The organism is Rothia sp. HMSC064D08, from assembly GCF_001809525.1.
Classification (GTDB): Bacteria; Actinomycetota; Actinomycetes; order Actinomycetales; family Micrococcaceae; genus Rothia; species Rothia dentocariosa.
Window position 1 is genome coordinate 768,965 of the sequence record NZ_KV797900.1, and the last position, 25,378, is coordinate 794,342.

A 25,378-nucleotide genomic window follows, 5' to 3' on the forward strand; every position below is an offset into this window, starting at 1 on the left:
CCCCACACGACGAACAATATACTTGGCTACCGAACAGAAGTAGTCCCATCGGTACGGACAGTCATCTGCTGTCCATTAATTGAGCAGGTGACAGAGCCGTCACTATTCTGTACACCAGTATTCTTGCAGTCCTGAACCATCATCAAGGTGATAATAACAAAGATAAGAACCACGGCTGATAGTATAAAGCCGATAGCACTAGTAACAACACCACCGATAGCCATTCCCTTACCACCGCCGGTACCTTTGCTTACCTTGCGAAGCGCAATAATGCCAAGGATCAGACCTACAAGGGCAACAACGATAGTGACGAAGCTTAAAGGGATAGCCCCAACTATACTCACAATACCCAACACCAGCGAGGCAATCGCCAAGCCAGCAGGGAGCTTCGTCGGAACGTAACCGGTGTATGCATTCCCGGCAGGCGCAACGGGTGGCGCAGCAGGAACAAATTTCGGTTGCTCGGGCTGTCCTTCAGAGCGACCGGGTGTATTCTCAGACATAAAACTCCTCCATATTTCTGTCTGTTGTGTTGTCGCATACTTACACGTCCCATCGAGTAAATACGCGTTTATGTCTTGCTAGTAAGTATATCCTACATATGCATTAATGGTGCAGATTTCTAGCTAAAACAGCTAAGTCTTGATGTCCCCTAATGGCAGTGTTTCAGAGGCATCAACCAGTAACGTCCAACTCATCTAGCCTAGATAACTATCCCAAGTTGCGGTACCGCATAGCACGTGCCGCTTCCAAATTATCCTGCCTCTCACGCAGCGCCTGACGCTTATCGTACTCACGTTTACCTGTCGCCAAGGCAATCTCAACCTTCACACGCCCACCGCTAAAATACAGCTTGAGGGGCACCACTGTATACCCGGTTTCTTTGAGTTTCTGCTCTAACCGGTTAATCTCTGAACGATGTAGTAACAGCTTACGGCTGCGGCGTGCCGAATGATTCGTCCACGTACCATAGCCATACTCAGCAATATGAATGCCTTCCAGCCAGAGTTCGTGATCCTTCACATGGCAGAACCCGTCAGTGATGGAGGCTCCCCCGTCGCGCAGAGATTTCACCTCTGTTCCTAAAAGAACCACGCCCGCTTCATAGGTATCGACAATATTGTAGTTATGTCGTGCTTTCTTATTCTGCGCAATAATCGAATTATTCGGGTCCGTTTTAGAGCCTTTTTTCTTTTTCTGAGCCATGATATTCCTTATGTTTAGCCTTCGTTAACACGGCGACCGGAGGCGCGCCAACGAATACCTTCTTCGATAAATCTATTGAGCCCCCCGTCAAGCACACTTGATGTGTTGCCTTCCTCGTATCCGGTACGCAGATCCTTCACCATCTGGTACGGATGGAGCACGTAGGATCGCATTTGATCGCCCCAGCTTGCTTTAATATCACCCGCCAGCTCTTTCTTTTTGGCGTCCTCCTGCTCTTGACGAAGCATAAGTAAACGCGATTGCAGCACGCGCAGAGCCGCAGCCCGGTTTTGAATCTGCGATTTTTCATTCTGCATTGACACGACAATACCCGTCGGAATATGCGTCATACGCACCGCCGAGTCCGTTGTATTGACGGATTGACCGCCCGGTCCAGAGGAACGAAATACATCAACCTTAATCTCAGACTCGGGGATCTCAAGCGCATCGGTCTGCTCGATCAGAGGAATAACTTCAACCGCGGCAAATGAGGTTTGCCTGCGCCCCTGATTATCAAATGGAGAGATACGTACTAGCCGATGGGTGCCCGCTTCAACAGAAAGGCGACCAAAAGCGTAGGGCGCGTTGACCTCAAAAGTTACGGATTTCAGCCCTGCTTCTTCAGCATACGAAGTGTCCAGCACTTTCGTCGGATAGCCATTCTTTTCAGCCCACCGCAAGTACATGCGCAAAAGCATCTCTGCAAAATCTGCCGCGTCCACACCACCCGCGCCTGAACGAATCGTTACAACAGCCTCACGCTGATCGTACTCGCCAGAGAGCAGCACCAAGACTTCAAGTTCATCCAGCTTCTTCCTCAGTTCTTTACACTCGGCTTCAGCCTCCGCCAATAGGTCCTCTGCGGATGATTCATCTTCGGTCTGTGCCAGCTCGACCATGACCTCAACATCATCAATACGAGACGCTAAGTTCGTTAGACGATTCAGTTCAGCTTGCTTATGGGAAAGCGCGCTTGTTACCCGTTGAGCGTGCTCAGGATCATCCCAAAGCTCAGGTGCTGAAGCTTGCTGAGATAGGTCTTCAAGAGCGCACTTGATACCCTCAAGGTCACTCACCGCAACAATTGAGGCGTATATGGAACGCAGATCCTTAATCTCAGCCGAAAAGTCGAAAGATGCCATAGCATTTAAGACTAGCGTGAATCAGACGGAAAGTCCCGCCGAATTACTTTACAACGCTACAGACGCATTTACTTTTCGTCCTTCTGTTTCTGGTGGATGCGGGCGCGAGCCTGAGCCTTCACCTCAAAACCATCAGGAACCACGGCCGAAACGATCGGAGGATGAATCCTAGCACGTAACGTGACATGAACAGTACGGTCATCGCTAATCTGCACCGAGTCTACCTGCAAGTTCACGAATTCGTGAGAAGCTCCACTCTCCTCCAGATATTTGGCAGCAAGCTGCCTAGCTCGAGCGTTGTCTGCAGATTTATCGGAATATTCCGAGAATCCATGCTCTATAGTTCGTGCAATAGAAATGGCTTGCGCATCCGCAAGGTCTTCGAGTCTGTGGGTTTGTACGTGAGCACCCGTGACCGCTAAAGTCACTGATGCTATCAACAGTACCAGAGCGCACATGCCAACGATGAGCGGACTAATGCTCCCCTCATCGTTATCACCGTCACGGCTCTGAACGGCAGGAATATACGAAACTACCATCTAATTTTCCTTACGGAGTTTCCCGGGAAGCGGATGAAGTAGCAGAGCCTATCTCAGCCTGTCCCCAAGTCACTGATTGTGAGGATACCGGGATAACGCTTGCGCCGAGCCCCTGCGGAATTAGGGGAAGGTGTGCATTTACCTGAACCTGGACTCTAATACTCTCCCGCGCGCTACACGACCCTGAACAGCTCAAAGATACCGAGATATCAGATTCTGCAATCCCAAAATCGCGTGCCACAAGCGCACTCAAACGTTGAGCCTGTTCCTGCGACATTGAAGTCTCAGGCGGCAGCTCCTGAATATATTGAGCTATCTGCGCGCTTGCGGCGTGCGCCCCCAAGATCGAAGCCTGCACTGAAAAAATCGTCAAGACCCCATACATGATAGGGAGCAGCAGCGTAACACCGAGCCCGAGAAATTCAACAATTGCGCTCCCGCGCTCATGTTCATGATCGGTATTCTCTGAATCCTCTGCACGAGTCCGCAGACACAGCGCCAGGTTTCTAAGACTGAATATATGCAGCATGACCACTTACCGAAATAGAACCTGGAAACCCCCACGGCCCCAGTACTGGCAAAGGAGCAGTAACGTGAACCTCAAGAATACGAATTCCAGACGGATCAACATACACCGACGTATGAACATCTTGCGCATAATTCTCAGGCAAATTCCCCCGAATAATCTGCTCTGCTCGTTCCCGACCTTCCTCAGGGGTGCGGTCGTACAACGTTCCGTAGCGAGCGCCCGCGCTTGCCGCATCCAACAGAATATTGCGTGTGTAAAACGCATAGGAAACCTGCAAAATTGCGACGGTCAGCAGTACTAAGAGAGCAGAAACCATGACGAACTCAGTGCTGGCATCCCCTCGTTCTGACGGCGGTGCTGCAAGCTCTTGTTTTTGATGTCGGCTCATACGACTAGGGACGAATAAGCGCGATAGCATCGTTAAACATCTTGATCAAAGCCGGTTGGGCAATAGCTAAAATCGCGGCGACAAGGATCGCGCTCATCATGGTAATCATGACCCATCCGGGTACATCTCCACGTTCGGGGTCGTCATGCATGCCTCTATAAGAGGTAAGCAGGAGAGCAATACCGGGAACAGACAGAAGCAACATACGAAATCGAGTAAACATAGTATTTTCCTTATGTGATTGAGCTATTTGGAACCCGCCTTAGGGGCGAGGTTGTGATGCGTTAAAACGCAAGTTTCATCAGTGAAAGACCGGGGAAAATCGCAAAGACTACGGTCAAAGGCAGAATTAAAAATACGACAGGCGCCAACATGGCGATCTCCTTTTTCCCGGCTACTTCGAGAAGCTCGCGTTTCGCGTTGTCGCGCACATCTTGGGCCTGTGCCCGTAGAACATCTGCCAAAGGAGTACCGCGTTCGATGGCTACGGCTACACCATCGACAAATCGGCTAAGGGCTGGAATTTGTGTACTCTGTGCGAATTCGTTGAGCGCCGCCAGTAGGCTGGATCCAGCTCGCGTTTGCGCAAGAATATCGTTAAATTCTCGGGCCAATTCCCCGCGAGAAGTACGGCAAATGCGCTCCAGGGAAGCAAGAGCAGATTCACCCGCAGCCACCGAAAGCGCCATCATCTCTGCAAGCGCGGGAAACTCCGCAATGAGCTGTTTCTCACGACGTACAATAATCTGACCCAGCCACCAGTCTCGCGCCAGAAAACCGGTAACACCACCCAGGATAATGAGCATCAGGCCGCTCCAGAGTGACAATTGGTTTTCCAACAGCCCAATAACGCTCAATACTCCTAAAAGAGCCACCGAACTAACCGCCCAGAGGATTTGTTCGGCACGAAAAGCACTTACAGTCTGATCACTTCCCGCGCGGCGCAAGCGAGCAGCAAGGGCTTCGTCCCTAGACTCTGTAGAACGTACCCGCCCTAGGAACGACTGCATCATAGGTTCCAGGAACGAATAAAGGGCATCTAAAACGCTAGTTCCTGAGGCCTGATTCTCACGGTGCAGGGATTCGCGTATCGAAACGGAGCGCATCTGCGGCGCAATACGTTCTCCAAAGTTCGGCCCACGTCTCTTACGCAATGAAGATGCTATGAGCATTACACCAAACGCGAAGAAAAGCCCGAAGATAATAGCAAAGTTCATGCAAAAACCCTCCTTTCTTGAGGTAGCGCCCCAATACGGAGCATGATGCGGTACGCGATTACCGACAGTCCAGCACCCGCGAACATAAGAACGAAACCGGCAAAAGAGTTATAAATATTTCGAACCGCAGGCTGTGTGGCCATCAGCATCAGTACTACCCATGGAGCAACACAGGCCAACCGGGCGGCGTTGACAGTCCAAGATTGGCGTGCTTGAAGTTCTGCTCGGGTACGCGCATTTTCTCGTAAGAAATTACTCAATGTGCCCAGTAGTCGTCCCAAGTCACTGCCGCCGACTTCACGCGCTATTTTGAGTGCTTCAACGATATTATCGGCGACTGGATCAGCAACATACTCCTTGAGCCGATTCAAGGAAGCTACAAAGTCACCGGTTGCACGATAATCCGATCCAAAACGTGCAAAAGCCTCTCGAAGTTCATAAGGTCCGCGGTACGAAAGCTGGATAAGAGCCTCTGGCAGTGAAAGTCCAGCACGAATAGCCGATCGTAAGTGATCAACGGCATCCGGCCAGAGCTGCCAGAGCTTACCCTCACGTACTTTCGCACGGTGATTTACGACCACGCGAGGCGTGATGAAACCACCTCCCATCCCTAGAAAGGCGAAACTCCACAGCCCGGTCAGGGCGAAAAGAAGCACTCCTGCTAAAACCCCACTGAGGATACTCACTCCGGTAAAAGCCGAGGGAGTAATAGTGTGCATCCCAGCTTTACGAAGAGTTACCGCTATCTTCGGTTCCCGTCCAGTCTTGACGGCTCCTTGCGGCATGCTCCAGCATGACCACCATACGAGGAAAACCCCGATCCCCATTGCTAAGCCATAGATAACACCCATTAGCGTCCCACCTTTGCTGCTGCTAATACTTGATCGGGCCGGTGTCCGGCGCGAACCCATTTTTCGGGTGTTGGGATTTCTAAGGCTACGCACACCATTTCACCTTGTTGACGGGTAAAAAGCGGTGACATCTCAATGACGCCGTCTTCTACACGACCGCCCAGCATATAGATCTCTTCTACCTGACGATGCCCGTGAGTGTCGCGTCCACAATGAATTACGAGATCGAAACAGCTCGCTACAGTGGGCACCACGAAGGCGGATGAGATGTTGTCTCCTGCCAGCAACGGAAGAGTACAAATTTTAGTGACTGCATCCCGTGCAGAATTCGCGTGAATAGTACACATACCCGGTAAACCCGCGTTAAGAGCGATGAGCATATCGAGGGATTCCGCTTCGCGAACCTCGCCAATGAGTAGTCGATCCGGTCTCATACGCAGAGCCTCTTTGACGAGGCGGCGAAGAGCTATTGCGCCTTTACCCTCTAGATTAGGCTGTCTGCATTGCATTCCAACAACATCGCGCAGAGGAATAGAAAGCTCAAAGATTTCTTCACAGGTCACCACCCGTTCACGCGGCGGTATAGATGCTGCCAAACAATTTAGCATTGTGGTTTTACCCGCTTGAGTAGCCCCGGACACTAAAATATTGACTCCGCTTTCGACAGCAGCATGTAAAAACGATGCGGCTCCCGCGCTCAGGGAACCAAGCTTTACGAGGTCGGGAAGACGTTTGGCGCGCACCACAAATTTACGAATGTTGAGGGAGGTGTGGGCTCTCGTAATATCGGGAATCACGGCGTGCAGACGAGATCCATCCGGCAACGAAGCATCGACGAAGGGAGATGATAAATCGACACGTCGTCCCGAGGGCTTGAGCATACGTTCCAAGAGCTGTTGAATAGCCTCATCGCTGAGGTGCAGCCCTGTCAGTTCACTCTCGCCAGCACGAGCCACAAAGATTTCATCGGGTGAATTGATCCAGATTTCTTCGACCTCTTCATCATCAAGATAAGGTTGAAGCGGGCCATATCCACAGAGATCGTTACGCAGCCGATGGATAATCTCTTCGACGTTCTCAAGAGGAGGAAGGGAAGCGCGTACCATCCGTCTTTCGTAGGCGGAAACAGTACTTCTAATGAGCCCTTCGACGGCATCCTGTGACGTGTAAGGGTCAAGGTCTCCGTCGCGAATCGCATCACGGATCTCGGCATCGAGCAGAGAATAATAATCTGGCACGACAGCAGATCTCGGGGTCTCCATTGATGTTCTCCCGGTGAAGTTTAGTGTGGTTGGTATTCTCAACGCTCTCTTAAATCAAAAATTTCGCGTTGATGTCACAATATATCCACTGGAAAACATTCACCAAAACTACATATATTTTATGCGTAATGTTCCTCGAATAATTTCTGACTCTCCTGCTAAGACTTATAGGGCTGTCAATTAATGCGTAAACGGGGTGAGGGGAGAACAACCATTATGGTTGTTCTCCCCTCACCCCGTCAAAACATACAAGAGCCTAGAGCCCCTAGCCACGAATCATCTTGACCGCATCCTTGATATCCCCGTCGAAACTTAAATTACCGTGGTCAAGTACTACACCGCGATCACATATCTGTGATACCAGATCGAGGTCATGACTTACGACAACCAGAGTCTTGCCCGCTTGGATGAGCTCTTGAATCCTTGCAATACATTTCTTTTGGAAAGGTTCATCGCCAACCGCTAGAATCTCATCCACCAAGAAAATATCTGGGTTAGTATGCACAGCTACCGAAAACGCAAGACGCAGGTACATACCGGATGAATAAAACTTCACCTCGGTATCAATAAATTCCTCAATTTCAGAGAATGCCACAATATCGTCAAAGGCATCTTCAATCTCTTTTTTGGTCATACCCAGAATAGCGCCATTGAGGAATACATTATCGCGCCCCGTGAGATCAGGATGAAAGCCTGCACCCACCTCAATAAGGCCCGCGATTTTACCGCGGTTGAGAACCTGTCCGCCTTCAGGCTGCATCACACCGGAAATCAGCTTCAAAAGGGTTGATTTACCGGAGCCATTGAGCCCCAAAAGTGCCACACGTTCACCCTGTTTTACATTCAGAGTAATACCATTGAGAGCGTTAAACTTCTCAGACAGGTCACCTTTACGCCCCTTCATAAGCCATACAAAGGCTTCTTTCATAGAACGCGTATGACGCAGCACAAAGCTTTTAACGAGCTCATCGACTTGAATAACAACCGGAGCATTCGGATCAATCTCAGGCAGATCTATTTTCTCAATCTTCACAAGAATCAGAGCTCCTGAGCGAAGTTGCCCTCAAACTTACGGAAGAGCAAATCGCCGATTAGAACGGTCAGTAAGGAAATACCAATACCTACCGGAGTCCAGAAACTAAACAGATGCGGAACAATCTCAGCAAAATGTCCCGACTTTTCGAGGTCTGCCGTAGGGCGCCAAAAACCGTAGTGGAAAAGTTCAACCGCAACAGTCAATGGGTTCAACATAAACACGTTGAAAACCCACGGATACAGAGTGTCACGTACCATGGTCCAGGAGTACAACACCGGGGAGAACCATGTTGCTACCATCAGGAGCATATCAACGATATTCTCGGAGTCGCGGAAGAACACGTTTGCCACACCAAAGATGAGTCCCAGGCCGTAGGACAGAAGCATCACGATAGCCATCCCAGCAAAAATCGCGGCAATATTGCGCAGCCCAGGACGCCATCCCGCAAAGAAGCAAGCGATAAGCATCACCACGATTTGGGGTATGAAATGTACTACCGCCACCCACACAGTTGAAAGTGAGAAGAGCTCCCTCGGAAGATAAATCTTCCGAATCAGGGCGCTGTTAACCACCATCGTGCGGGCACCGTTCCCGAATCCTTCCGAGAAGAAATTAATCACGATCATGCCCGAAAACAGGTAGATCGCATAGTTGTGCATTCCTCGTTCCAAGCCTAAGAATAAGCCCATGGCAACATAGAACACGCCGAACTGGACGCCCGGCTTAATGTACGACCACAGGATCCCTAGAACCGAGCCACGGTAGCGAACCTGGATTTCCTTATCAACCAGTAGCCTCAAAAGGTACCGATTACGAATGGCATCCAGGATTCCCCGCCCGCGGCCAGGGGCTTTCAAAGGTTCATCGTGCAAAGTGCTCATCGCTTAAGTTCAGACTCCGTATGCTTTGCAAAAGTTTCTGCCCATGCATCATAGGAAGCGACATCGGCTGCAGCATCTTGATACTGCTTGCGCAACTGCTCCCAATTTTTAATGATCTTAGCGTGCAATCTGGTAGCGTGAATTAGCTTTGACCGCAGCTGCTGGGGATCACGGCGATACCAGAACAATCCGGTTCCCTCCGCGTTCGTAGCCAGCGCTGAATCAAACTTAGACAGCGTCCACCAGTTAGTTTCCCCGTAGTTGAGCTGAATCTGCGGATGTTCTTTCGCTTCATCATCTACGGGTTTGAACAGCTGACGTGCGACCGTTCTTGCGGTCCACGGCACAAGTTTCTTATATCCCGGTGACTTGAAATTGCGGCGGCCGCGGAAAGGCGGCTTCTTCGATTTAACCGTGGGAAAATCGTCCACATTCGGCTTCATCTGAGACTCCGGGTACTCCCCCGCCAACTGACGAATTACCGGTAAACGAGCCGAAAGTGACTCATGCAAGTGTTCCGGTCCGGCCAGCAAATCTTCCAGCGCCATGAGGCGGCCTGCTTGAGTGTAATACTGCATTGACAACGTGTGCTTGACGTCCAAGAACATAGAGTCAACCAGCACGCGGCCACCCTTATCAAAAGGAGAATGCAGTAACGCGGTAATCAGACGGTTACGTTCATGGTAATAAGCCTGCCAGCCCACCGAATCGTCCTTATCGGTCCATGAAACGTGCCATACACCTGCTCCAGGGAAGGACACTGTAGGGATACCAGCAGCCTTTGCGCGCAAGCCATACTCAGCGTCATCCCATTTAAGGAAAAGCGGTAACGACAGGCCGATCTTGCGGATTACCGAAGTTGGGATAAGGCACATCCACCAACCGTTATAATCCACGTCTACACGACGATGCAGCCAGTGCGTGCTGCGCAGGTTGCTGCGGCCTAAGTCGTGACCCATCGCCATATCCTCGTGAGGCTTCGCGTAGAAATTACGCCACGGATCAACGACTTCGCCGAATGCATGAAGTACCGAGCGGTCGAACATATCGAACATGTGCGCGCCCACGATTGTGGGGTCTTTGCAATAGTTCGCGAAAGTCACCATGCGCAAAATTGCTTCTGGCTCCACGATCACATCGTCATCAAGCAGAAGCACATAATCGCTGCCGTTCTTGACTGCCTCGAACATACCGCGCGAGAAACCACCGGAACCACCCAGGTTCCCCTGGTTAATGATGCGGAACTTACCGGCAAGAGGCTTAACTGCTTCTTCGAATTCTTCGTGTTCCTGCACCTTTGAGCTGCCTTGATCGACGATCAGGAACTCGTGGACAGCATCAAAAATCTCGGGACTGTTGCCAAGCGCGCGAATATTGTTAATGCAGTAATCAACCTTATTCATGGTTGTAATCTGAACCGTCGCTTGACCAGCTTGGACATCGGCACGGGGCTCAATATCACCTAGCCAATTAGCCTCAACCAGCTCAAGATCTTCAGTTCCAGAAAGATCAAACCAATACCAACCGCCATCACCGAAAGGCGCTAGGGGCAGGGTAAAGATTGATGTTTCGTCCCCCGAAAGGAGCTTTGCATCCACGCGCTGAATAACACCACGACCGTTGGATTTGTATACGATCACCATGCCTTCGCCACGGGTTTGGACGCTCAGTACGACCTCTTTAAGATCGGTCCAACGGCGCCAATACGATGCTGGGAACGCATTGAAATAGGTGCCAAATGAGAGACTTTGCCCGGGATTAACGTTGATGGAGCGACGACCGATAAGGCCTTCAGCTGCGGTTCGGTTAGCAGCGATATTAGCGGCGCTTTGTTCCTGTACCTGCGCCGCCTCTGTAATACTCGTGGTAGCGTCACCATCAATACGGGTTGGCAACTGAACGCCAGCGGCTACGCCAGCATCCACATACAGGGGTACCACGTCGGTTTCAACCGCGCTAGGGAAAATAACGCGCTGCAGGGTTTTCAGAGCTTGAGTTTCAGCCATAATTATGCGTCAACTCCACCAGATTCAATCTTGGCACCCTGTGCAAAGTGCGGACGAATCTTGTTATCAAACATCGACAGCGCCGCGCCGATCGCCATATGCATATCGAGGTACTTGTAAGTACCCAGACGACCCCCAAAAAGAACGTTCTGCTCGCCCTTTGCCAGATCGCGGTACTTCAAAAGTTTTTCACGGTCTACAGAGGTATTTACCGGGTAATAGGGCTCATCGCCCTTATTTGCAAAGCGTGAGTATTCGCGCATAATAACGGTTGCATCCTTGGTGTAATCACGCTCGGGGTGGAAGTGACGGAACTCGTGAATACGGGTAAAAGGAACATCCGCATCAGGATAGTTCATCACGGAACAACCCTGGAAATCTTCAATCGGCAGAACTTCTTCTTCCAGATCAATGGTGCGCCATGAGAGGTCGCCCTCTGCATAATCGAAGTAACGATCGACGGGACCGGTGTAAACCACAGGAATCTGCCCCAGAACCTTCTCACGAGAATACTCATGATCATCCGAGAAGAAGTCCGTATTCAGACGAACTTCAATATTCGGATGCGCCGCCATGCGTTCCAGCCACGCTGCATACCCGTCGACCGGTAGACCTTCATATTTATCGTTGAAGTAACGGTTGTCGTAGGTGTACCGCACAGGCAGACGCGAAATAATGGATGCAGGCAGTTCCTCCGGCGGGGTCTGCCATTGTTTGGCGGTGTAGTGTTTAATAAAGGCTTCGTACAGTGGGCGCCCGATGAGTGAAATACCTTTGTCGTTGAGGTTTTGCGGGTCGGTACCTGCCAGTTCGCCAGCTTGTTCTGCGATGAGCGCCTTTGCTTCCGCGGGAGAGTAAGCAGCGTTAAAGAACTGGTTAATGGTGCCCAGGTTGATAGGCATGGGGTACACAATACCGTTGTGACGAGTGTATACACGGTGCACGTAATTGGTGAACCCAGTAAATCGGTTTACATATTCCCAGACACGCTCGTTGGAGGTATGGAAAAGGTGAGCACCATAGCGGTGCACCTCAATACCAGTCTGCTCTTCATTCTCGCTGTATGCATTACCGCCGATATGAGAACGACGATCCAGCAGAACGACCTTCAGGCCTAATTCGGTCGCTGCCTGTTCTGCAATGGTCAGACCGAAAAGGCCGGATCCGACAACCACGAGATCCGCAGTCATTATTTACTCCTGTATGTCATGGGAACTCGCGTTATATCAGCGAATTCACCTGCCGTAGACGCCCTGTGCAAGGGAGCCAATTCTGTTGTGTTTACGGCATACGCTGCCACTGACACAACGATTTTAGTCATTATCTAAAGTTACCCGATAACACCGTCAGTTGCATATTTTCCCGGCACAGCAGACTGGGGTTTAAACCCACGACGCACACGGTATAAGCGATAATTCCGAAATTCGAGTGTACCAATCCTACCGAAGAACCGGGCTGAGGTATACGGAGTGTCTCAACTTTTGGTTCAAACTGCACGTCTATGCAACCTCTCTCCGAGGCAACCACGCGAACCTGCACATCACGTAATATTTCCGGTTTTTCGCCGTTATTACCGGTAAATTTCCAAAATATCTGTGGATAACCTGCTCATCACATCTGAATCTCACACGTTATCCACAGAACCACGACAAAGCGGTTGAAAGCACATGGCATACCGACTGATATAGAAATATGAAACTTCGGCTTTTCCACACCCCTGATATCGCAGATGCGAGCGCCCAGGAGCGCTTGACCGATCACGATTTCTATCCAAGCCTCTTATCTCTTGAATGTTCCGAACAGTCCTCGGGGGCACAAGTACAACACATAATTTCGCCCTCTAAAAATGTATATAGTGTCTTTTCTCCTAGCGGTGATTCCACTCGTTTAGAAGATTGCGTGGCTGCAGCCGCACCTCTGGTACATGGAGCCTGGCTCAAACCCGAGCAACCTTCCGATGAGAGACCAGCATCGGTTAGTACTCTTTGCGTACTTCGGGGACCAGATGCGGGCCGCTCCTTCTCACTCCCTCGTGGGTTAACCGTTCTAGGCCGCTCCGAAACGCGTAGCGGTATTTCACTCAATGATCCGTATATCAAGCCACGCCACGCCGAATTTGATGCTTCTGGTTCAGGGGTGACTCTCAGGGTTCTAGAGCCGGAGGGGACTGCGCAAAGAACCGGCTCCCGTGCGCGCCCAAAGCCTCAAATTCTACAGTGGAACAAACCTTTTATGGTAGGTACTTCACTGTGTGTCATCTGTCCTCCCGGAAAAGCCCCGGAACTTCCCACGCCCTCACACGATTCTTCGCCTTTTACTCCGGTTATTGTTAATCCGCCCGCTCCCCGAAAACTGGGCATGATGCTGATGACTATCCTGTTACCGCTCGTGGCGGGTGTGGCCTTCGCCCTTTTTACAGGTATGTGGATTTTCTTGCTCATGTCTGTGGCTTCTTCACTTTTTATGCTGATGCATTTTTTCGGGGGCAGAGCGGAAAACCGCGGTGCCGCTGCGTTGGTAAAGAGCAGCGCAAAACAAGAGTTAGAACGAGCACAGGCACTGCCGACAGCAGGAACACTGTTGCACGCAGCGGCTCCTGACGCTGCACGGTCACCTGCCGTAGTCCTAGGATACGGTCCTCGTCTCCCCTATATTTCGGGGCGAAACGTACGATTTGAGAAGATTTCCCCGCATCCACAGGCTCCACATTATATTCCGGTCCCAGTACCAGGCTTACCTCACGACGTATCGCTGCGTGCCGAACATCTTCATGCTTATTTAGTACAGCTTGTAGCTCATGCGCGCGATACCATCACGGTCATAACCGATGCTGAGCATGCCAAAACACCGCTTTACGGTGCTTTACGTTCCTTAGGTGTCTGCCCCCGTGTGTTTCTTCACGAGGGTGCGTCTCAGGCTCACCATATTCTCGAAAAGATATGTGATGCTGCAGAACGCTCAGAAACAGCTTTATCGACTTCACAGGAGGCTGGAGACGACCAACTTTTCATCATTTCCGCATCACTAGTGCGTTCCATACCGGCTGCGTTGATTAAACGAGCCGCGCAGGGAGCAAGGTTATGCATTGTTCACATGCCTGTCGCCCGTGGAACCGTTGATTCACCTCGCTCTGCTTCGGTATTCACCCATATACCCCACCTGCAGGTACATACCCACGGCGATTACCTAGAATCTGTGCAATATCTGCTTCGCGGCAGCATCACTGATGATACAGCCCACAAAATCACCGGTTCTTCTCAACACGCAGGACTTACGCCTCACGAAGGGATCGTTCAGAACCACCCCTTAGACCTGCACGATATATGTGCTACAGCGGATGGGCTCAGTACTGACACATACATTCGTACTTTGGGGGCTTTATCTGCGGTCCAGGCGTCATCTCCCGCAGGGTCAGGACACGGCACCGGTTCGGTCCATGCACGCACGCTTGCTTTCTCTGAGCTTACCCAGCAGTCTACGAATCTCCTCTACGAGCAGTGTCTTCAGCGGTGGGAACACAACCGCTACGCAGAGGATATTCGTTGTCTTTTAGGGGCCACCACCGAAGGATTTTGCGATATTGGGTTCACAACGTACGGCCCACATTGGCTTCTGGGAGGCACCACCGGCGCAGGAAAATCTCAACTTTTGCGTTCGCTCATCCTCAGTGCGGCTCTGCGATATTCCCCAGAACGGTTGGGGCTTATTCTGGTAGATTTCAAGGGTTCCGCCGGGCTTGGTCCTCTAGTTGAGCTTCCCCATACACTCAGTTTGCTGAGCGATTTCGATGTTGCCGCCGTTCGCCGCGCGCTTGAGTTTTTACGTGCCGATGTGAACCGACGTGAGCTTGATTTACGCAACTTAGGGGTAAATTCTTATCATGACTACCTGCGGTTGTGCGCTTCAACGGGCGAAATACCACAGTACCCGGAAGTTGTGATTGTGGTCGATGAGTTCCGTATGCTCGTTGAGTCTATGCCGGATGCTATGACCGAGCTAATGCGCATCGCTACTATTGGTCGTTCCTTAGGTATTCACCTGCTCTTAGCAACTCAACGACCTCAGGGAAGTATTTCACAGGATATTCGCGCCAATATTGCTACCAATATCTGTTTGCGTGTGGCATCTGCACAGGATTCATACAATCTCTTAGGGCATGAAAAGGCCGCGCATATTTCCGCGTCCTCTCCCGGGGCTGGATATGTCAGTCTTCCAGATGGTCGTATTCTAGCTTTCCGTGCCCCACTTGTGGACGCTCTTCCGCAGCAACATGCGGACTTCCAACAGATATATCGGTGGGAGACTCCGGGATGGGTTCCCCTAAACGAGATACCTTCCGTACAACAAGTTTCAACCGAAGGTGAGGATACGCTCCTAACCCGTGCCGTGCACAGTATTCGTGACTTATACCTGTCTTCGCACAAGAGCCCTGCGTTTGTTGACCAGTCCGAGCAGAATCCAAGCAGTGTTGCTTATGCCCGCGCACGGTATACTCCTATACCGCAAGCGTTACCGGAGAATTTTCCTCTAACCCGTACCCTTGATACCGGTCTTCATCAAATCCTCGGCTCAGACGGCGCACGTGGACACGGTTATCTTTTGGGCGCCATCGAAATCCCGCAGTACGGTAAGCGGCAGCCTATCCGGCTGAATTTGGAGGCGCATCCGGGTGCCCTTGCCGTGCTAGGAACTGTTCCCGAACGCACCGCAATCATAAACGCGCTCATAGCCCAGGCTATTGCGCGGCAGAACCCTGTCTATGTTCTCACCTCAGATGCCGGGTATCATCGACGCCTGTACTCGTACGCAGATAGTCTTGCCGTACTCGTTGGCCCCCATGAGCCTCAGCATCTTCGATTCTGCCTCGAAAAAATACGTTCGAGTCATCATGCTGACCAGAGCACTCAGCAGCCTCTGCTCATCTGTGACGGAGTTGATGGATGGCTTGAAATGCTCATGAGAGACCCCCAGACGGAGTCATATCTCTACGATGTATTGGCTCAAAGCCACCGTGAGGGCTACCAGGTTGTTTTTACCTCAGCTCTTCCTCTGCGAGGCAGGTTCAATTCGGTCGCATATTCAACCCTTCTCAGCCGCAGGTTTGTGGAATCGGATTTACTGCGCAAGTCTTCTAAGAGCTATCCTCTACCGAACGCCACACATTTTGCGATCGAAGGCGGGCTCAATACCGCCCTTGTGGGTGATGTTCCTCTGGAAGCATCAACGTTGTGCCCTGTCGTGACCTCATGTGAAAATATCATCGAGCTGCAATCGGGTAACTCCGACTTTTCATGCGATAAGTCGCTCTCACTCCGTCAGTTCCCGCAGACTTTTCCCATGCCACAGCTAGAGACAATCATCATGTGGCATAGAGGCTACAACGCCCAGGGAACACATATATTGTGCGGCTACTCCCGTACGGGCACTCCTAGCTTTCTTCAGGCCAAGGAAGGCGTTTTTATACCCGTTGTGGGTTCCCGGGCCTCAGGTAAAACACATTTTCTTTCTGCGCTTCGAATGCTTAACCCGCATCTGGGAGCTCTCTACATCAATGGGAACACCCCACCCGATGCCCAGAAAATTCGCCAGATGTGCGAGTCGGTACAAGATCCCGAGAAAACTCTGATTCTCATTGATGATCTTGCCTATATACCGGCAGCCACTCAGCAGGTGCTTCTTGAGCTCGGACCGCGTTTCAGGGCTGTTTGGGTAGCATATACGCCATGGGCCCGGTGGCATTCATCCCCCATTTTGACGGCACTTTCTGGATGCTCGCGAGCGGTTCTTCTGGCTCCTACCTCTATCTCTGATGGGGACATTTGTTCTTTGCATGAGATCCCACGCGATATGTATACCGAGGGGATGTTACCGGCTGGGCGCGGAGTACTTGTGGATGCGGGCCGTGTACAGGCTTTTCAGGTTCCCGATGAGGTGTATCAGTCTGCACATGATGCCATTCAGGCTTATCAAGAGTAAATTTATCGACCCGCATAACGGGATAATTCTCGTTCCTCTTCCTCAGTAACTTTGAGTGTATATTCTCGGGTTGCACGGGTGAAGAGGAGCGCGAATGCCGTTCCAGCTAAGAGAATTTCCACACAGTTAATCACTAAAAATGTTACGGCAGCAGCTTGTACTTCTGGGGTAAGACTAAAGTATATGGAGAGGTTAGAAGCGCCTACAAAAGCAGCACACAGGCTGATGAGCATCACCCAGACACGAGCATGTCCCTGATAGAAACGAACAGCACAGAACATGATGCCTACCCCCAAAGCAACTTGAATGAGACTGTTGACGATACGATCTGCGTTCCTCTCAGAGTCATTCATGATGAAGGGTGCGATAATTCCGCGGTACACAAGCACGACGGCAAAAAATCCTAATATACCGGAGGTTATTTTTACAGTAATCGGTACGGTGATGCGTGCTTTCATCGTGTTGGTGGTCTTCCCCATCGTACTCTCCTTGCGGTGGGCTCAGATGCGAGGCTTATAGGCTTTTAATTCTAACTGGCAGTCGTTAAGCACGCATGGTCCGACGTTTTATGTCGTGCATTCGTAGAAGTTCACGTAATTTGCTTTTCTTTCATGATTTTTGAACATAGTTATAGGAGTTTCTTAAGTATTGAAACTTAGATACAAGGAGACCCTAAGTGATGCAAACCTCCAAAATTTTAAGATTTTTTTTGGAAAACCCCTTGTCAGAGAGGAATATCCATGCGAAAGTTGATAAGTCAAATTTTTGCACCACTCATTGACGTAAAGATTTGCCTACACGCACACAGAACAAGTTAAGTTATCGCTTGTTGTCAGCTACCGTGCAGTAGCGAAGCACGAGCAAACCATAAGATAGAAGGAGGTCCAGCTGTGGATTGGCGTAGCCGTGCTGCTTGCTTGGATAAGGATCCAGAACTATTTTTCCCTGTTGGAAACACCGGGCCTGCTCTCTTGCAGATTGAAGAGGCAAAAACTGTTTGCCGCTCGTGCGAGGTTATTGACGTATGCCTCAAATGGGCTATCGAAACCGGTCAAGATTCTGGCGTTTGGGGAGGTACCAGCGAGGATGAGCGTCGTGCGATGAAACGTCGCGCCGCTCGTGCCCGCCGTGCTTCCTAACTATAGGCGCGTATTCTCAAAGTAGAAGCCCGGTGTCACTCCTACTTCCGGCAGGAGTGACACCGGGCTTCTGCTATTTTCTTCATACCACAGTGCTACGTCGTACTAACTCAAGACGGCGTTGATAATAACGCGCGTGCCAGAAGGCTCATTCGCTTCCCAACGGATCGAGCCGTTAAGCTCACTGGCAACTAGAGTACGTACGATCTGCATTCCTAATCCTTCATGCTCCGCTGTAGGCCGGTATGCATCCGCACCAGATTCTTCGATGGGGTCATCCCCCATACCTCTGCCGTTATCCGTAATAATAACGGTCAGGGTATTATCCCCCTGCTCATTGATGTTTCGGCACCCTTCAAGAGTCACACGCCCAGTTTCACCGTTCAGCCCATGCTCCACAGCATTTGCAACAACCTCGTTGATAACTAGGGCAAGCGGAGTGGCAAACTGACTAGGGAGTAACCCAAAGTGCCCCAAGAGCTCTGTATCTACGGTCTGCCCGGGAGAAGCGAGCTCGGCAGCAATATGGAATTGCCGCTCGATAAGCTCATCAAAATCTACACTCTGCGTTAACCCCTGCGATAAAGCTTCATGCACCGTTGCAATTGTAGCCACGCGTCGCATAGCTTGTTCCAGTCCCTGCTTTGCTTCAGGTGTTGTCATGCGCCGCGACTGCAACCGTAAAAGCGCCGAAACCGTTTGAAGATTATTCTTAACACGATGGTGAATCTCTCGGATTGTTGCATCTTTTGTCATAAGCTCCAGCTCGCGACGACGCAGCTCAGTGACATCACGGCACAAAATAAGTGCACCACGACGTTCCAGCCGAAAAGTAGTACTATGCACGAGTGGAATAGAGCGCATCGTTACTCGAGTGCGGCCAATCGTAAGTTCAGTACGTATATCCGCACGGCCCGCTAGAACGAGCTGCAAAGTCTCATCAGCTTCCTCCCCAGAAGGAAGCATATCTCGGGTAACATCCGCCAGGTTGAGGTTCTCAAGATGGTCACCTAGCCCCAAGCGCGCATACATTGAGTTTGCATTGGGTGAGGCCAAAACGACCTGACCCTGTGGATTAATGACGATAATTCCATCAATGGCACGCGGATTACCACGAGTATTATTCTCCTGCGCCAGAGGATCAGGCCAAATACCGAGGTGAATCATCTCAAGCATATTCTCGGTAACCCAGTTATAGATTTCTTCAGCTTGAGATGATGCCCGCACTACAGTGGGAATTGTATGCATACTCAGAAGCGCAATAGTACGGCTATTACGCACTATCGGCACAAAGGTCACTTTCACTCCGGGGCGCATACTGGGCCCGGCTTCCATAACATGGTGAACAATCTTCTGGGTATGCCAAGATTTACGTGCTTCATCGCAGATATTATCGTCCATCGTGTGATCCACAATATCGTGATGAAACAGAGTGTGAACGTTAGACGGGCGCACATGTGCTATTGCTGAAAACCCGCTGGACGCCGACGGTCCAGAAACGCTATCCGGCCCGCTCCCATCAGCCACCACATAGTCAGTGGGGAACCATACAACAAGGTCACTCTGAGCAATATCGGCAATAATCTGCCACTCCCCGATGATGAGGTGAATCCACTCGGTATCACCAGGACCGAAACCACCAGGGCTGAGATTACTCTCTGTAAAAGACATTGGGCTCTCCCAAGAAGTTGAATACGTCTAACCTATTCTACGGTTCAACCATGTTTTCTGGATATATGACGTGGAGAGTTTATAGTTTTTACGCCTTATTCATGCGCAATAGATCCTATTGTTACTTTTCGGTTTCGTATCCCGAGAAAAGGCTCACCTCAGTTTCCTAAGGCCCAACGATGTGTATAGCTTGCGAATCCCAACAATAAGCGGGCTTCTGGGCGCATATTCCAGAAGAGTCTGCCCACGAAACCATGCCCGATCCACGGTTTTCCGGTCATACGGTAAAAACCCCGAAATAGGGTTTCGCGGCCCAAAACGCTGCCAGGTATTCGCCAGTTCTCGTTCCGCGTCCCGTCCGGTTGCCTCAGCACGAACCTTGTTAAGCCAGATATGAACCTTGGCAGTATCACGAAGCGTACAGGCACCTTCATGCATTTGGTCATACGCACGGATCGTTCGAGGGATACCGATAATATCGGCGTTTCCCAGTAATACAATATGATCCGCCATTTCAAGAGCCGTTATAGCAGCACCATTGCGGCGGGGACCAGCCTGCGCAAAACCAAGCTCGGCATCTGACTCAAGACATGCTGCTGTGTCAAGAATAATGACATCATAGCGATGCGCAAGCCACTTTATACTATCGCGGAGCGCACGCGTTCGCAGCTCAGGCCAGCGATCGGGACGAGTTATACCGCTCAAAAAATCAAGATAATACTTTCCCACCCGCAGAGTGCTAATTGCCTCATCGCTAATCTGGGTGTCAAGCTGCCCACGCTCGATAAAATGACACAGCTGTGCGATACCAGAATAATCATCTAGAAGACCTAAAAGAGGACTTAATGAGGGGTTATAGGTATCGGCATCGACTAAGCATACACGCATCCCCTCAGCGGCAGCGCAGTTCGCTAGGTTAAGCGCTAAAGTGCTACGCCCCGGCGCTCCCCCTGTGCCCCAAACGGCAACAATAGTTCCTCGGTTTCCAGCTTCTACAGTGTCGTCTATTTGAGGCGCAGAAAACTGTGGATAATATTGCCTGGTCGGATCTCTAAGTTCATTCAGTGTTGACTGCTGTATATTACGTCCAAGATGGGCAGAGGCTTCGTAAGCCTCTTGACGCTGCGGCACTTCTAGCTGCTCTTGCGGAAGACGAGGCAGAGGAAAATCTATAATACTGTTTTGCTCGGTCTGGTTCCTATCAGGATTTACCAGGGCATAGCCGTATCCAGAAGTATCGGGGTGCAGATATTCCCCCGATCCGTTGTAGAGATTCTGCGTATCATATCCGTAGTGTCCGGAATATCCCGAGTCGTACCCATACCCGTTCTCCGCTTTTTGAGGAGTTATGCCGAGTTCCTGTTCAGGCTCAGCAGATGCCTCATCAAGTAGTTTTTCCACTACCGCTGGCAGTTGATGCGGTTCCGTATCTGTTGCAAGAGGCATAACAAGATCCGGAAGCGGAGTATCTTCAGGAACCAAAGCAATAAATTTTACATCTGCTTCGTCCAGTTCGTGCAGAATAGATACGGTAGCTTCCTGGGGCAGACCCACGCTGAGAATAGCACACGCTATTCCGGCGTGGGCATAGCCTAAAGCATCCGCAAAAGTATGAGCGCTTCGAGCAACGCTAACACGCCCCCGTTGAGATTCGATAGCGTTCAGGATGGTACCATCGTCTCCTAAAAGTACCAGAGGGATATTATGGATCACTTAGTTCCCCTCAGATTTATATTCAATAGGCACAAGGGTAATTTTTGTCTCTGATGACATGGCATGCAGAATGTCCGGTAGCTTTTCGGATTCTATCCAAAGCTGTACATTGGCATGCCCGTTCGCACCCAAAACCCCTTCATCAACCGCAATAGTTGATATTTCTGCATTCTGAACAAGAGGTTTTTGTTCAGACTCAATATCCTCGTTTTTGCCTTCGCCCTCAGGCACTTTCTGCTTTTCCTTGCCGGAGGAGATGACCCAGATATCCACACGCTCGCCAGCTTTAAAAGTAGAAGCTATTCCACGATCAAGGGTTACTGTAACAAGCCGTCTGCGCTCCTGGATATTCTCGTGTGCAGATGCCGAGCTAATAAGCTCCCCCGCAGGAATTTGCCGCACAGCGATATACTTTCCTGATTCAAGTTGCTCACGTGAAAGATAGCGATCTTTACTATCACCCAGATTAACCTGTTTTTCAATCAGCATATCTGGAGTAATCTTTTGCCCAATAGAAATATCATTCTTCGCAGTGTAATATGTATAAGTCTGATTATTAATTCTAATAATTCCAATAACTCCCGCTATTGAAATCAGAATTAAGATAAGACCAACAATAAGCTTCGGGTCCTTAAAACCCGGCTTGTGCATACGCATACTACTTTCTTCAGATTGATGCATATTCGTTCTGGAGATTTTATTATGCTTCACTGCATAGACCTTTCATCCGGAAGTGTCGCTACCCTAGTGGTTTGTAGCTGTTTTCTGCGCTTTCATCAGGGAACAAGCGTCTAAATTATATAGCACCACACTGCACACCTTGAAAGCAATTATTACAACTTTGAGCGCGATATCATCTCTTTGTGTGCATAATATCTAAACTACAAACCTATGAATATGAGATGTGCAGCTAGATAATTTTTTCAGGCTTATGTGTATAAATAAGCTGGCATAAGCCTATTTAGTAGACTATACTGAAACTACACATTAGCTGCTCCCCAAGAGCACAAAGGGACCCAAAGACTCTGTAGCGGAAGGATTTTTACCATGTCTGCACCACGTTTTTTGACACTCAGCGATGTCGCCGAGGAGTTGCAGGTGTCGTTGAGCCAGGTACGAGCACTCGTTCGTAGCGGTGAACTACCAGCAATTCAAATTGGTGGTCGCAACCAATGGCGTATTGAGCGCACACGCTTCGAAGAGTACATTAACGAACGCCACGAACAGACACTAGAAGCCATCGCCTCCGGCAAAATGACGAAAATCAAAGCCAACTAATTGACCGTCACAATAGCGCATATACGGGATGTGGGGATTATCCTCACACCCCGTTCTTTATATGCCAGCGCATTGGAGTATGCGGAATAAGGTTCGCATGGAGATAGCGTCATTTCGATAAAGTCTGCCCCAACTCGTGCGATAACACCTTCAAACATCGTGTTTACTGGCGAATCACAAGATACCCGCACTGGCTCTTGCGCCATCATCAAGGCGTAGCAAGCATCAGACGTGCTGAACCTATAGGCACGAGCCTGCACATCAACCTTGACTTTTGCCGCCTGATTCTCGCATTCCCACCACAGGATGCTCGATTCTGGAATAAGGATATTCTCTCGTCCTGTGCTGAGCTGAATCCACCCCTGACCAATCGCTTCAAGACACCCTTCACGAACCATCCCATCCGTGCCACAGACTTTTATCCTGCTCCCATGTTGGGCCGCACATCGCTCACGCATGGTCACCGCCAGATACTGCATGCGGGCACGTCGTTGTGCCTGATTCTCAAGAGTCCGGAGCTGTTCCGCTTCAAACTGTATGTCTAAATCTCGGAATAATCGTTGCATTCTCATGCTATGAGCCTACTGCATTCTAAAGTCTTGAGGCATACTGCACCTCCACAAGCCCCGAAAAATCAGCATTTCTTCGAGAATTATTACTAAATGATTAAGATTCTCCCCTTCAGATTTACACCGACTATGTAGGCGCGGTAAATATTACATATAAGAACGTCAACGACTACCAACGCCAGGGGGGAATACGATGAAGTCACAAGCTCAGATGAGCGTCCTTGATGGAGTGCTTAGCATCGGAGTTCCCACACTATCCCTTCTCTCAGGGGTGCTAGCGCATAGTGTTCGCGTTATATCTGTATCTTTGACGGGTTTGGAAAACGCTATGATGATAAGCGTTGAAGTCCTCTCTGCAGCCGTCATGCTCTGGTGGGCTCTTGGCGTTATCCTCGGTGTTGGATACCTTCTGAAAGTCAGAGCCGGTTCCATACGCCTGCACCACCGTGAGGATCGTGGAACTTTTCTGCTCCCCCGGTATATACGCAACACTATTCTTACTCTAGGCGGTGCAGCATTAGGTCTTAGCGCGGCATTTGCACCTGCACAGGCCGCAGATGCGCATCCGAATATCAGCAGCCCTGCAATATCTGCGCCGTATCAGCTTTCGGCTTCCCCTGCTGCCCACTCGGCTTCGTCGTCGTCAGAGGCATCTGTGGAAAATTCTACGCCCAGCACGGAGGCGAATGCCTCACCGCAGGAGTCAGCCGCAGGAACCCCTCAAGGGGTACCGTCTCAGAACTCTCCGTTCTACCAGGCTGCTGCCTCATCTCCGCAGGCTACTGGGGCTTCCGCTTCTCCTCATGAGTCTTCTGAGAGCCCGGCAGCACCCGTTAAAAAGCACCAGCAGCAACTTCCAAGTCTTTCACCCTACGCGCAGCCCTATGGTACGCCGCCGCCAAACATATCTGCCGAACCGGCGGTTCCTTCAACAACCCAGCCTCAAGCAGAACATCAGAGTTTGAGCCCGTTCTTCGGCGGTCAACGAGAAGGCGCACCTTCCAGAGAGGTAGCACCAGCATCTCGAAACCACACTACGCGTTCCAGCCACCAAGTTGTTGTGGGTGATTCTCTCTGGTCCATTGCCTGCCAAGAGCTGAGCGACGATGCCTCTCCTCCGGAGATTCTGGAATACTCCCTGAGAATTCACGCTGCCAACCTGGACGTTATGGGGGATAACCCCAATATCCTATATCCGGGTCAAACTCTCACATTACCTGACCGATAAGTACGCTATTTTTCTTCTCGACCGATATGCCCAACCACTATGCAAAGGAGCTAAATCATGACCGCTATCAATATTTCTCTTCACGATCTCTCCAAGAAGATCGAGAGCCATCTTCTCGAAGAAGCAGCTGCCAGAGCGCAACAGGGTGATATTCCCGATGTACCACCATCGACCGCGCCAGGAAATCTTGTCCAATCACAATATGGAGTAGTCCTTTCCCCGATCAATATGTACGCTCAAGATCAACAGAATAGAGAATCTCACCATATGTTGCCACAGAACACTGCTGTTAGGGCACGCATTCGTTCCCGGAAAAGTGCATCTCACGGGCGACCTCTTAAGCGTTCCGATTCTGGAACCCTACGCATTGAGTCGCTTTGCGCAGGCATAGGTTTAGCGGTTCTTGAGGTTCTTATGAAAAAGCGATCCGCACAGCAGTTCAAACACTGGCTATCACCCGAATGCTTCACGGCGTTGGAACAGCGCCGTTCCTTACAAGAGCAACATGCTAGTTATCTCGCTTTTACCAAGACCCCGCACGTAGCGCGGAGCCGTGCTCAAAGACTTAATGACGAGACATATGAGGCATGTATTATTCTCACGGACGGTGTTGTAACCAGGGCTATGGCAATGCGGGTGCAGGCTCGCTACGGCGGGTGGTATATTACTGCACTGCACTTTATCTAAACCGCATAACCAGATGTGGGCACCCCAAGCTTTTGGGAGTGCCCACATGCATAATAAAAA

24 protein-coding genes are annotated in these 25,378 nt (G+C 50.5%); 5 read left to right on the forward strand and 19 right to left on the reverse strand.

Going from position 1 to position 25,378, the window contains the following annotated elements; genetic code table 11:
• Window positions 1–26: 26 nt before the first annotated feature.
• The 14 genes from HMPREF2625_RS10020 to glf form a co-directional block, all read right to left on the reverse strand.
• Complete coding sequence (locus HMPREF2625_RS10020) at window positions 27–503, reverse strand: DUF4190 domain-containing protein (RefSeq protein ID WP_070524272.1); 477 nt, start codon at window positions 501–503, stop codon at window positions 27–29.
• Window positions 504–711: 208 nt separating this feature from the next.
• A complete protein-coding gene (gene smpB / locus HMPREF2625_RS10025) occupies window positions 712–1,206 on the reverse strand; it encodes an SsrA-binding protein SmpB (protein ID WP_070524274.1) in 495 nt (164 codons plus the stop codon).
• 14 nt (window positions 1,207–1,220) lie between these two features.
• Window positions 1,221–2,348 carry a peptide chain release factor 2 gene (prfB, locus tag HMPREF2625_RS10030; RefSeq protein ID WP_013397399.1) on the reverse strand — a complete coding sequence of 376 codons (1,128 nt, stop codon included), beginning with the start codon at window positions 2,346–2,348 and terminating at the stop codon, window positions 1,221–1,223.
• Window positions 2,349–2,416: 68 nt separating this feature from the next.
• Window positions 2,417–2,887, reverse strand: coding sequence for a pilus assembly protein TadG-related protein (locus HMPREF2625_RS10035; RefSeq protein ID WP_070524275.1), 471 nt, complete (start codon window positions 2,885–2,887; stop codon window positions 2,417–2,419).
• A 10-nt stretch (window positions 2,888–2,897) separates the two neighbouring features.
• Entirely contained in the window at window positions 2,898–3,260 is a 363-nt protein-coding gene (locus HMPREF2625_RS10040; RefSeq protein WP_246826783.1) for a pilus assembly protein TadE, read from the reverse strand.
• 133 nt (window positions 3,261–3,393) lie between these two features.
• On the reverse strand, window positions 3,394–3,804 hold the full coding sequence (locus HMPREF2625_RS10045; protein ID WP_070697263.1) for a TadE/TadG family type IV pilus assembly protein: 411 nt from the start codon (window positions 3,802–3,804) through the stop codon (window positions 3,394–3,396).
• Window positions 3,805–3,808: 4 nt separating this feature from the next.
• Complete coding sequence (locus tag HMPREF2625_RS10050; protein WP_070524281.1) at window positions 3,809–4,027, reverse strand: hypothetical protein; 219 nt, start codon at window positions 4,025–4,027, stop codon at window positions 3,809–3,811.
• A gap of 61 nt (window positions 4,028–4,088) precedes the next feature.
• A complete protein-coding gene (locus HMPREF2625_RS10055) occupies window positions 4,089–5,021 on the reverse strand; it encodes a type II secretion system F family protein (protein ID WP_004005017.1) in 933 nt (310 codons plus the stop codon).
• A complete protein-coding gene (locus HMPREF2625_RS10060) occupies window positions 5,018–5,872 on the reverse strand; it encodes a type II secretion system F family protein (RefSeq protein ID WP_070524282.1) in 855 nt (284 codons plus the stop codon). Before HMPREF2625_RS10060 ends, HMPREF2625_RS10055 begins: the two co-directional genes overlap by 4 nt.
• Entirely contained in the window at window positions 5,872–7,134 is a 1,263-nt protein-coding gene (locus HMPREF2625_RS10065) for a TadA family conjugal transfer-associated ATPase (protein ID WP_004005019.1), read from the reverse strand. The genes HMPREF2625_RS10060 and HMPREF2625_RS10065 overlap by 1 nt, the downstream gene beginning before the upstream one ends.
• 265 nt (window positions 7,135–7,399) lie before the next feature.
• Window positions 7,400–8,167, reverse strand: a complete 768-nt coding sequence (locus tag HMPREF2625_RS10070; RefSeq protein ID WP_004005021.1) for an ABC transporter ATP-binding protein — start codon at window positions 8,165–8,167, stop codon at window positions 7,400–7,402.
• Between the two features lie 5 nt (window positions 8,168–8,172).
• Window positions 8,173–9,051 (reverse strand): ABC transporter permease, encoded by an 879-nt coding sequence (locus HMPREF2625_RS10075; protein ID WP_004005022.1) that lies wholly within the window; start codon window positions 9,049–9,051, stop codon window positions 8,173–8,175.
• Window positions 9,048–11,057, reverse strand: coding sequence for a glycosyltransferase (locus HMPREF2625_RS10080; RefSeq protein ID WP_070524284.1), 2,010 nt, complete (start codon window positions 11,055–11,057; stop codon window positions 9,048–9,050). Before HMPREF2625_RS10080 ends, HMPREF2625_RS10075 begins: the two co-directional genes overlap by 4 nt.
• A 2-nt stretch (window positions 11,058–11,059) precedes the next feature.
• The gene (gene glf, locus HMPREF2625_RS10085; RefSeq protein ID WP_004005025.1) at window positions 11,060–12,247 is read right to left on the reverse strand and encodes a UDP-galactopyranose mutase; all 1,188 of its coding nucleotides are present in this window, start codon (window positions 12,245–12,247) and stop codon (window positions 11,060–11,062) included.
• A gap of 1,042 nt (window positions 12,248–13,289) precedes the next feature.
• On the opposite strand from glf, the gene HMPREF2625_RS10090 reads away from it, so the two are divergent.
• Window positions 13,290–17,033 (forward strand): FtsK/SpoIIIE domain-containing protein, encoded by a 3,744-nt coding sequence (locus tag HMPREF2625_RS10090; RefSeq protein ID WP_246826784.1) that lies wholly within the window; start codon window positions 13,290–13,292, stop codon window positions 17,031–17,033.
• A 2-nt stretch (window positions 17,034–17,035) separates the two neighbouring features.
• On the opposite strand, the gene HMPREF2625_RS10095 is transcribed toward HMPREF2625_RS10090, so the two are convergent.
• Window positions 17,036–17,512 (reverse strand): hypothetical protein, encoded by a 477-nt coding sequence (locus tag HMPREF2625_RS10095; RefSeq protein WP_013397412.1) that lies wholly within the window; start codon window positions 17,510–17,512, stop codon window positions 17,036–17,038.
• Window positions 17,513–17,923: 411 nt separating this feature from the next.
• Here HMPREF2625_RS10095 and HMPREF2625_RS10100 point away from each other — a divergent pair, with 411 nt between their 5' ends.
• Window positions 17,924–18,172, forward strand: a complete 249-nt coding sequence (locus HMPREF2625_RS10100) for a WhiB family transcriptional regulator (RefSeq protein WP_004005030.1) — start codon at window positions 17,924–17,926, stop codon at window positions 18,170–18,172.
• Between the two features lie 105 nt (window positions 18,173–18,277).
• Here the strand turns inward: HMPREF2625_RS10100 and HMPREF2625_RS10105 are convergent, their stop codons facing one another.
• The 3 genes from HMPREF2625_RS10105 to HMPREF2625_RS10115 form a co-directional block, all read right to left on the reverse strand.
• Complete coding sequence (locus tag HMPREF2625_RS10105; protein WP_070524287.1) at window positions 18,278–19,843, reverse strand: sensor histidine kinase; 1,566 nt, start codon at window positions 19,841–19,843, stop codon at window positions 18,278–18,280.
• Between the two features lie 153 nt (window positions 19,844–19,996).
• Complete coding sequence (locus HMPREF2625_RS10110) at window positions 19,997–21,556, reverse strand: CpaE/TadZ family protein (RefSeq protein WP_070524289.1); 1,560 nt, start codon at window positions 21,554–21,556, stop codon at window positions 19,997–19,999.
• Window positions 21,557–22,237, reverse strand: a complete 681-nt coding sequence (locus tag HMPREF2625_RS10115; RefSeq protein ID WP_070524291.1) for an SAF domain-containing protein — start codon at window positions 22,235–22,237, stop codon at window positions 21,557–21,559.
• 366 nt (window positions 22,238–22,603) lie between these two features.
• Here HMPREF2625_RS10115 and HMPREF2625_RS10120 point away from each other — a divergent pair, with 366 nt between their 5' ends.
• Window positions 22,604–22,834 carry a helix-turn-helix domain-containing protein gene (locus tag HMPREF2625_RS10120; RefSeq protein ID WP_004005036.1) on the forward strand — a complete coding sequence of 77 codons (231 nt, stop codon included), beginning with the start codon at window positions 22,604–22,606 and terminating at the stop codon, window positions 22,832–22,834.
• Here HMPREF2625_RS10120 and HMPREF2625_RS10125 read toward each other — a convergent pair.
• Entirely contained in the window at window positions 22,831–23,406 is a 576-nt protein-coding gene (locus HMPREF2625_RS10125; protein ID WP_070524293.1) for a hypothetical protein, read from the reverse strand. The genes HMPREF2625_RS10120 and HMPREF2625_RS10125 overlap by 4 nt on opposite strands.
• Before the next feature lie 190 nt (window positions 23,407–23,596).
• On the opposite strand from HMPREF2625_RS10125, the gene HMPREF2625_RS10130 reads away from it, so the two are divergent.
• Window positions 23,597–24,631, forward strand: a complete 1,035-nt coding sequence (locus HMPREF2625_RS10130) for a LysM peptidoglycan-binding domain-containing protein (protein ID WP_070524295.1) — start codon at window positions 23,597–23,599, stop codon at window positions 24,629–24,631.
• A gap of 57 nt (window positions 24,632–24,688) precedes the next feature.
• Window positions 24,689–25,318, forward strand: coding sequence for an Rv3235 family protein (locus HMPREF2625_RS10135; RefSeq protein ID WP_070524297.1), 630 nt, complete (start codon window positions 24,689–24,691; stop codon window positions 25,316–25,318).
• Window positions 25,319–25,378 lie beyond the last annotated feature (60 nt).

What these genes read in the sequence shown, in the direction of transcription:
- HMPREF2625_RS10020 (WP_070524272.1), bottom strand. Translation starts at nt 503, where the DNA reads ATGTCTGAGAATACACCCGGTCGCTCTGAAGGACAGCCCGAGCAACCG.
- smpB (WP_070524274.1), bottom strand. Translation starts at nt 1,206, where the DNA reads ATGGCTCAGAAAAAGAAAAAAGGCTCTAAAACGGACCCGAATAATTCG.
- prfB (WP_013397399.1), bottom strand. Translation starts at nt 2,348, where the DNA reads ATGGCATCTTTCGACTTTTCGGCTGAGATTAAGGATCTGCGTTCCATA.
- HMPREF2625_RS10035 (WP_070524275.1), bottom strand. Translation starts at nt 2,887, where the DNA reads ATGGTAGTTTCGTATATTCCTGCCGTTCAGAGCCGTGACGGTGATAAC.
- HMPREF2625_RS10045 (WP_070697263.1), bottom strand. Translation starts at nt 3,804, where the DNA reads ATGAGCCGACATCAAAAACAAGAGCTTGCAGCACCGCCGTCAGAACGA.
- HMPREF2625_RS10050 (WP_070524281.1), bottom strand. Translation starts at nt 4,027, where the DNA reads ATGTTTACTCGATTTCGTATGTTGCTTCTGTCTGTTCCCGGTATTGCT.
- HMPREF2625_RS10055 (WP_004005017.1), bottom strand. Translation starts at nt 5,021, where the DNA reads ATGAACTTTGCTATTATCTTCGGGCTTTTCTTCGCGTTTGGTGTAATG.
- HMPREF2625_RS10060 (WP_070524282.1), bottom strand. Translation starts at nt 5,872, where the DNA reads ATGGGTGTTATCTATGGCTTAGCAATGGGGATCGGGGTTTTCCTCGTA.
- HMPREF2625_RS10065 (WP_004005019.1), bottom strand. Translation starts at nt 7,134, where the DNA reads ATGGAGACCCCGAGATCTGCTGTCGTGCCAGATTATTATTCTCTGCTC.
- HMPREF2625_RS10075 (WP_004005022.1), bottom strand. Translation starts at nt 9,051, where the DNA reads ATGAGCACTTTGCACGATGAACCTTTGAAAGCCCCTGGCCGCGGGCGG.
- HMPREF2625_RS10080 (WP_070524284.1), bottom strand. Translation starts at nt 11,057, where the DNA reads ATGGCTGAAACTCAAGCTCTGAAAACCCTGCAGCGCGTTATTTTCCCT.
- glf (WP_004005025.1), bottom strand. Translation starts at nt 12,247, where the DNA reads ATGACTGCGGATCTCGTGGTTGTCGGATCCGGCCTTTTCGGTCTGACC.
- HMPREF2625_RS10090 (WP_246826784.1), top strand. Translation starts at nt 13,290, where the DNA reads ATGGTAGGTACTTCACTGTGTGTCATCTGTCCTCCCGGAAAAGCCCCG.
- HMPREF2625_RS10095 (WP_013397412.1), bottom strand. Translation starts at nt 17,512, where the DNA reads ATGGGGAAGACCACCAACACGATGAAAGCACGCATCACCGTACCGATT.
- HMPREF2625_RS10105 (WP_070524287.1), bottom strand. Translation starts at nt 19,843, where the DNA reads ATGTCTTTTACAGAGAGTAATCTCAGCCCTGGTGGTTTCGGTCCTGGT.
- HMPREF2625_RS10115 (WP_070524291.1), bottom strand. Translation starts at nt 22,237, where the DNA reads ATGCATCAATCTGAAGAAAGTAGTATGCGTATGCACAAGCCGGGTTTT.
- HMPREF2625_RS10120 (WP_004005036.1), top strand. Translation starts at nt 22,604, where the DNA reads ATGTCTGCACCACGTTTTTTGACACTCAGCGATGTCGCCGAGGAGTTG.
- HMPREF2625_RS10125 (WP_070524293.1), bottom strand. Translation starts at nt 23,406, where the DNA reads ATGAGAATGCAACGATTATTCCGAGATTTAGACATACAGTTTGAAGCG.
- HMPREF2625_RS10130 (WP_070524295.1), top strand. Translation starts at nt 23,597, where the DNA reads ATGAAGTCACAAGCTCAGATGAGCGTCCTTGATGGAGTGCTTAGCATC.
- HMPREF2625_RS10135 (WP_070524297.1), top strand. Translation starts at nt 24,689, where the DNA reads ATGACCGCTATCAATATTTCTCTTCACGATCTCTCCAAGAAGATCGAG.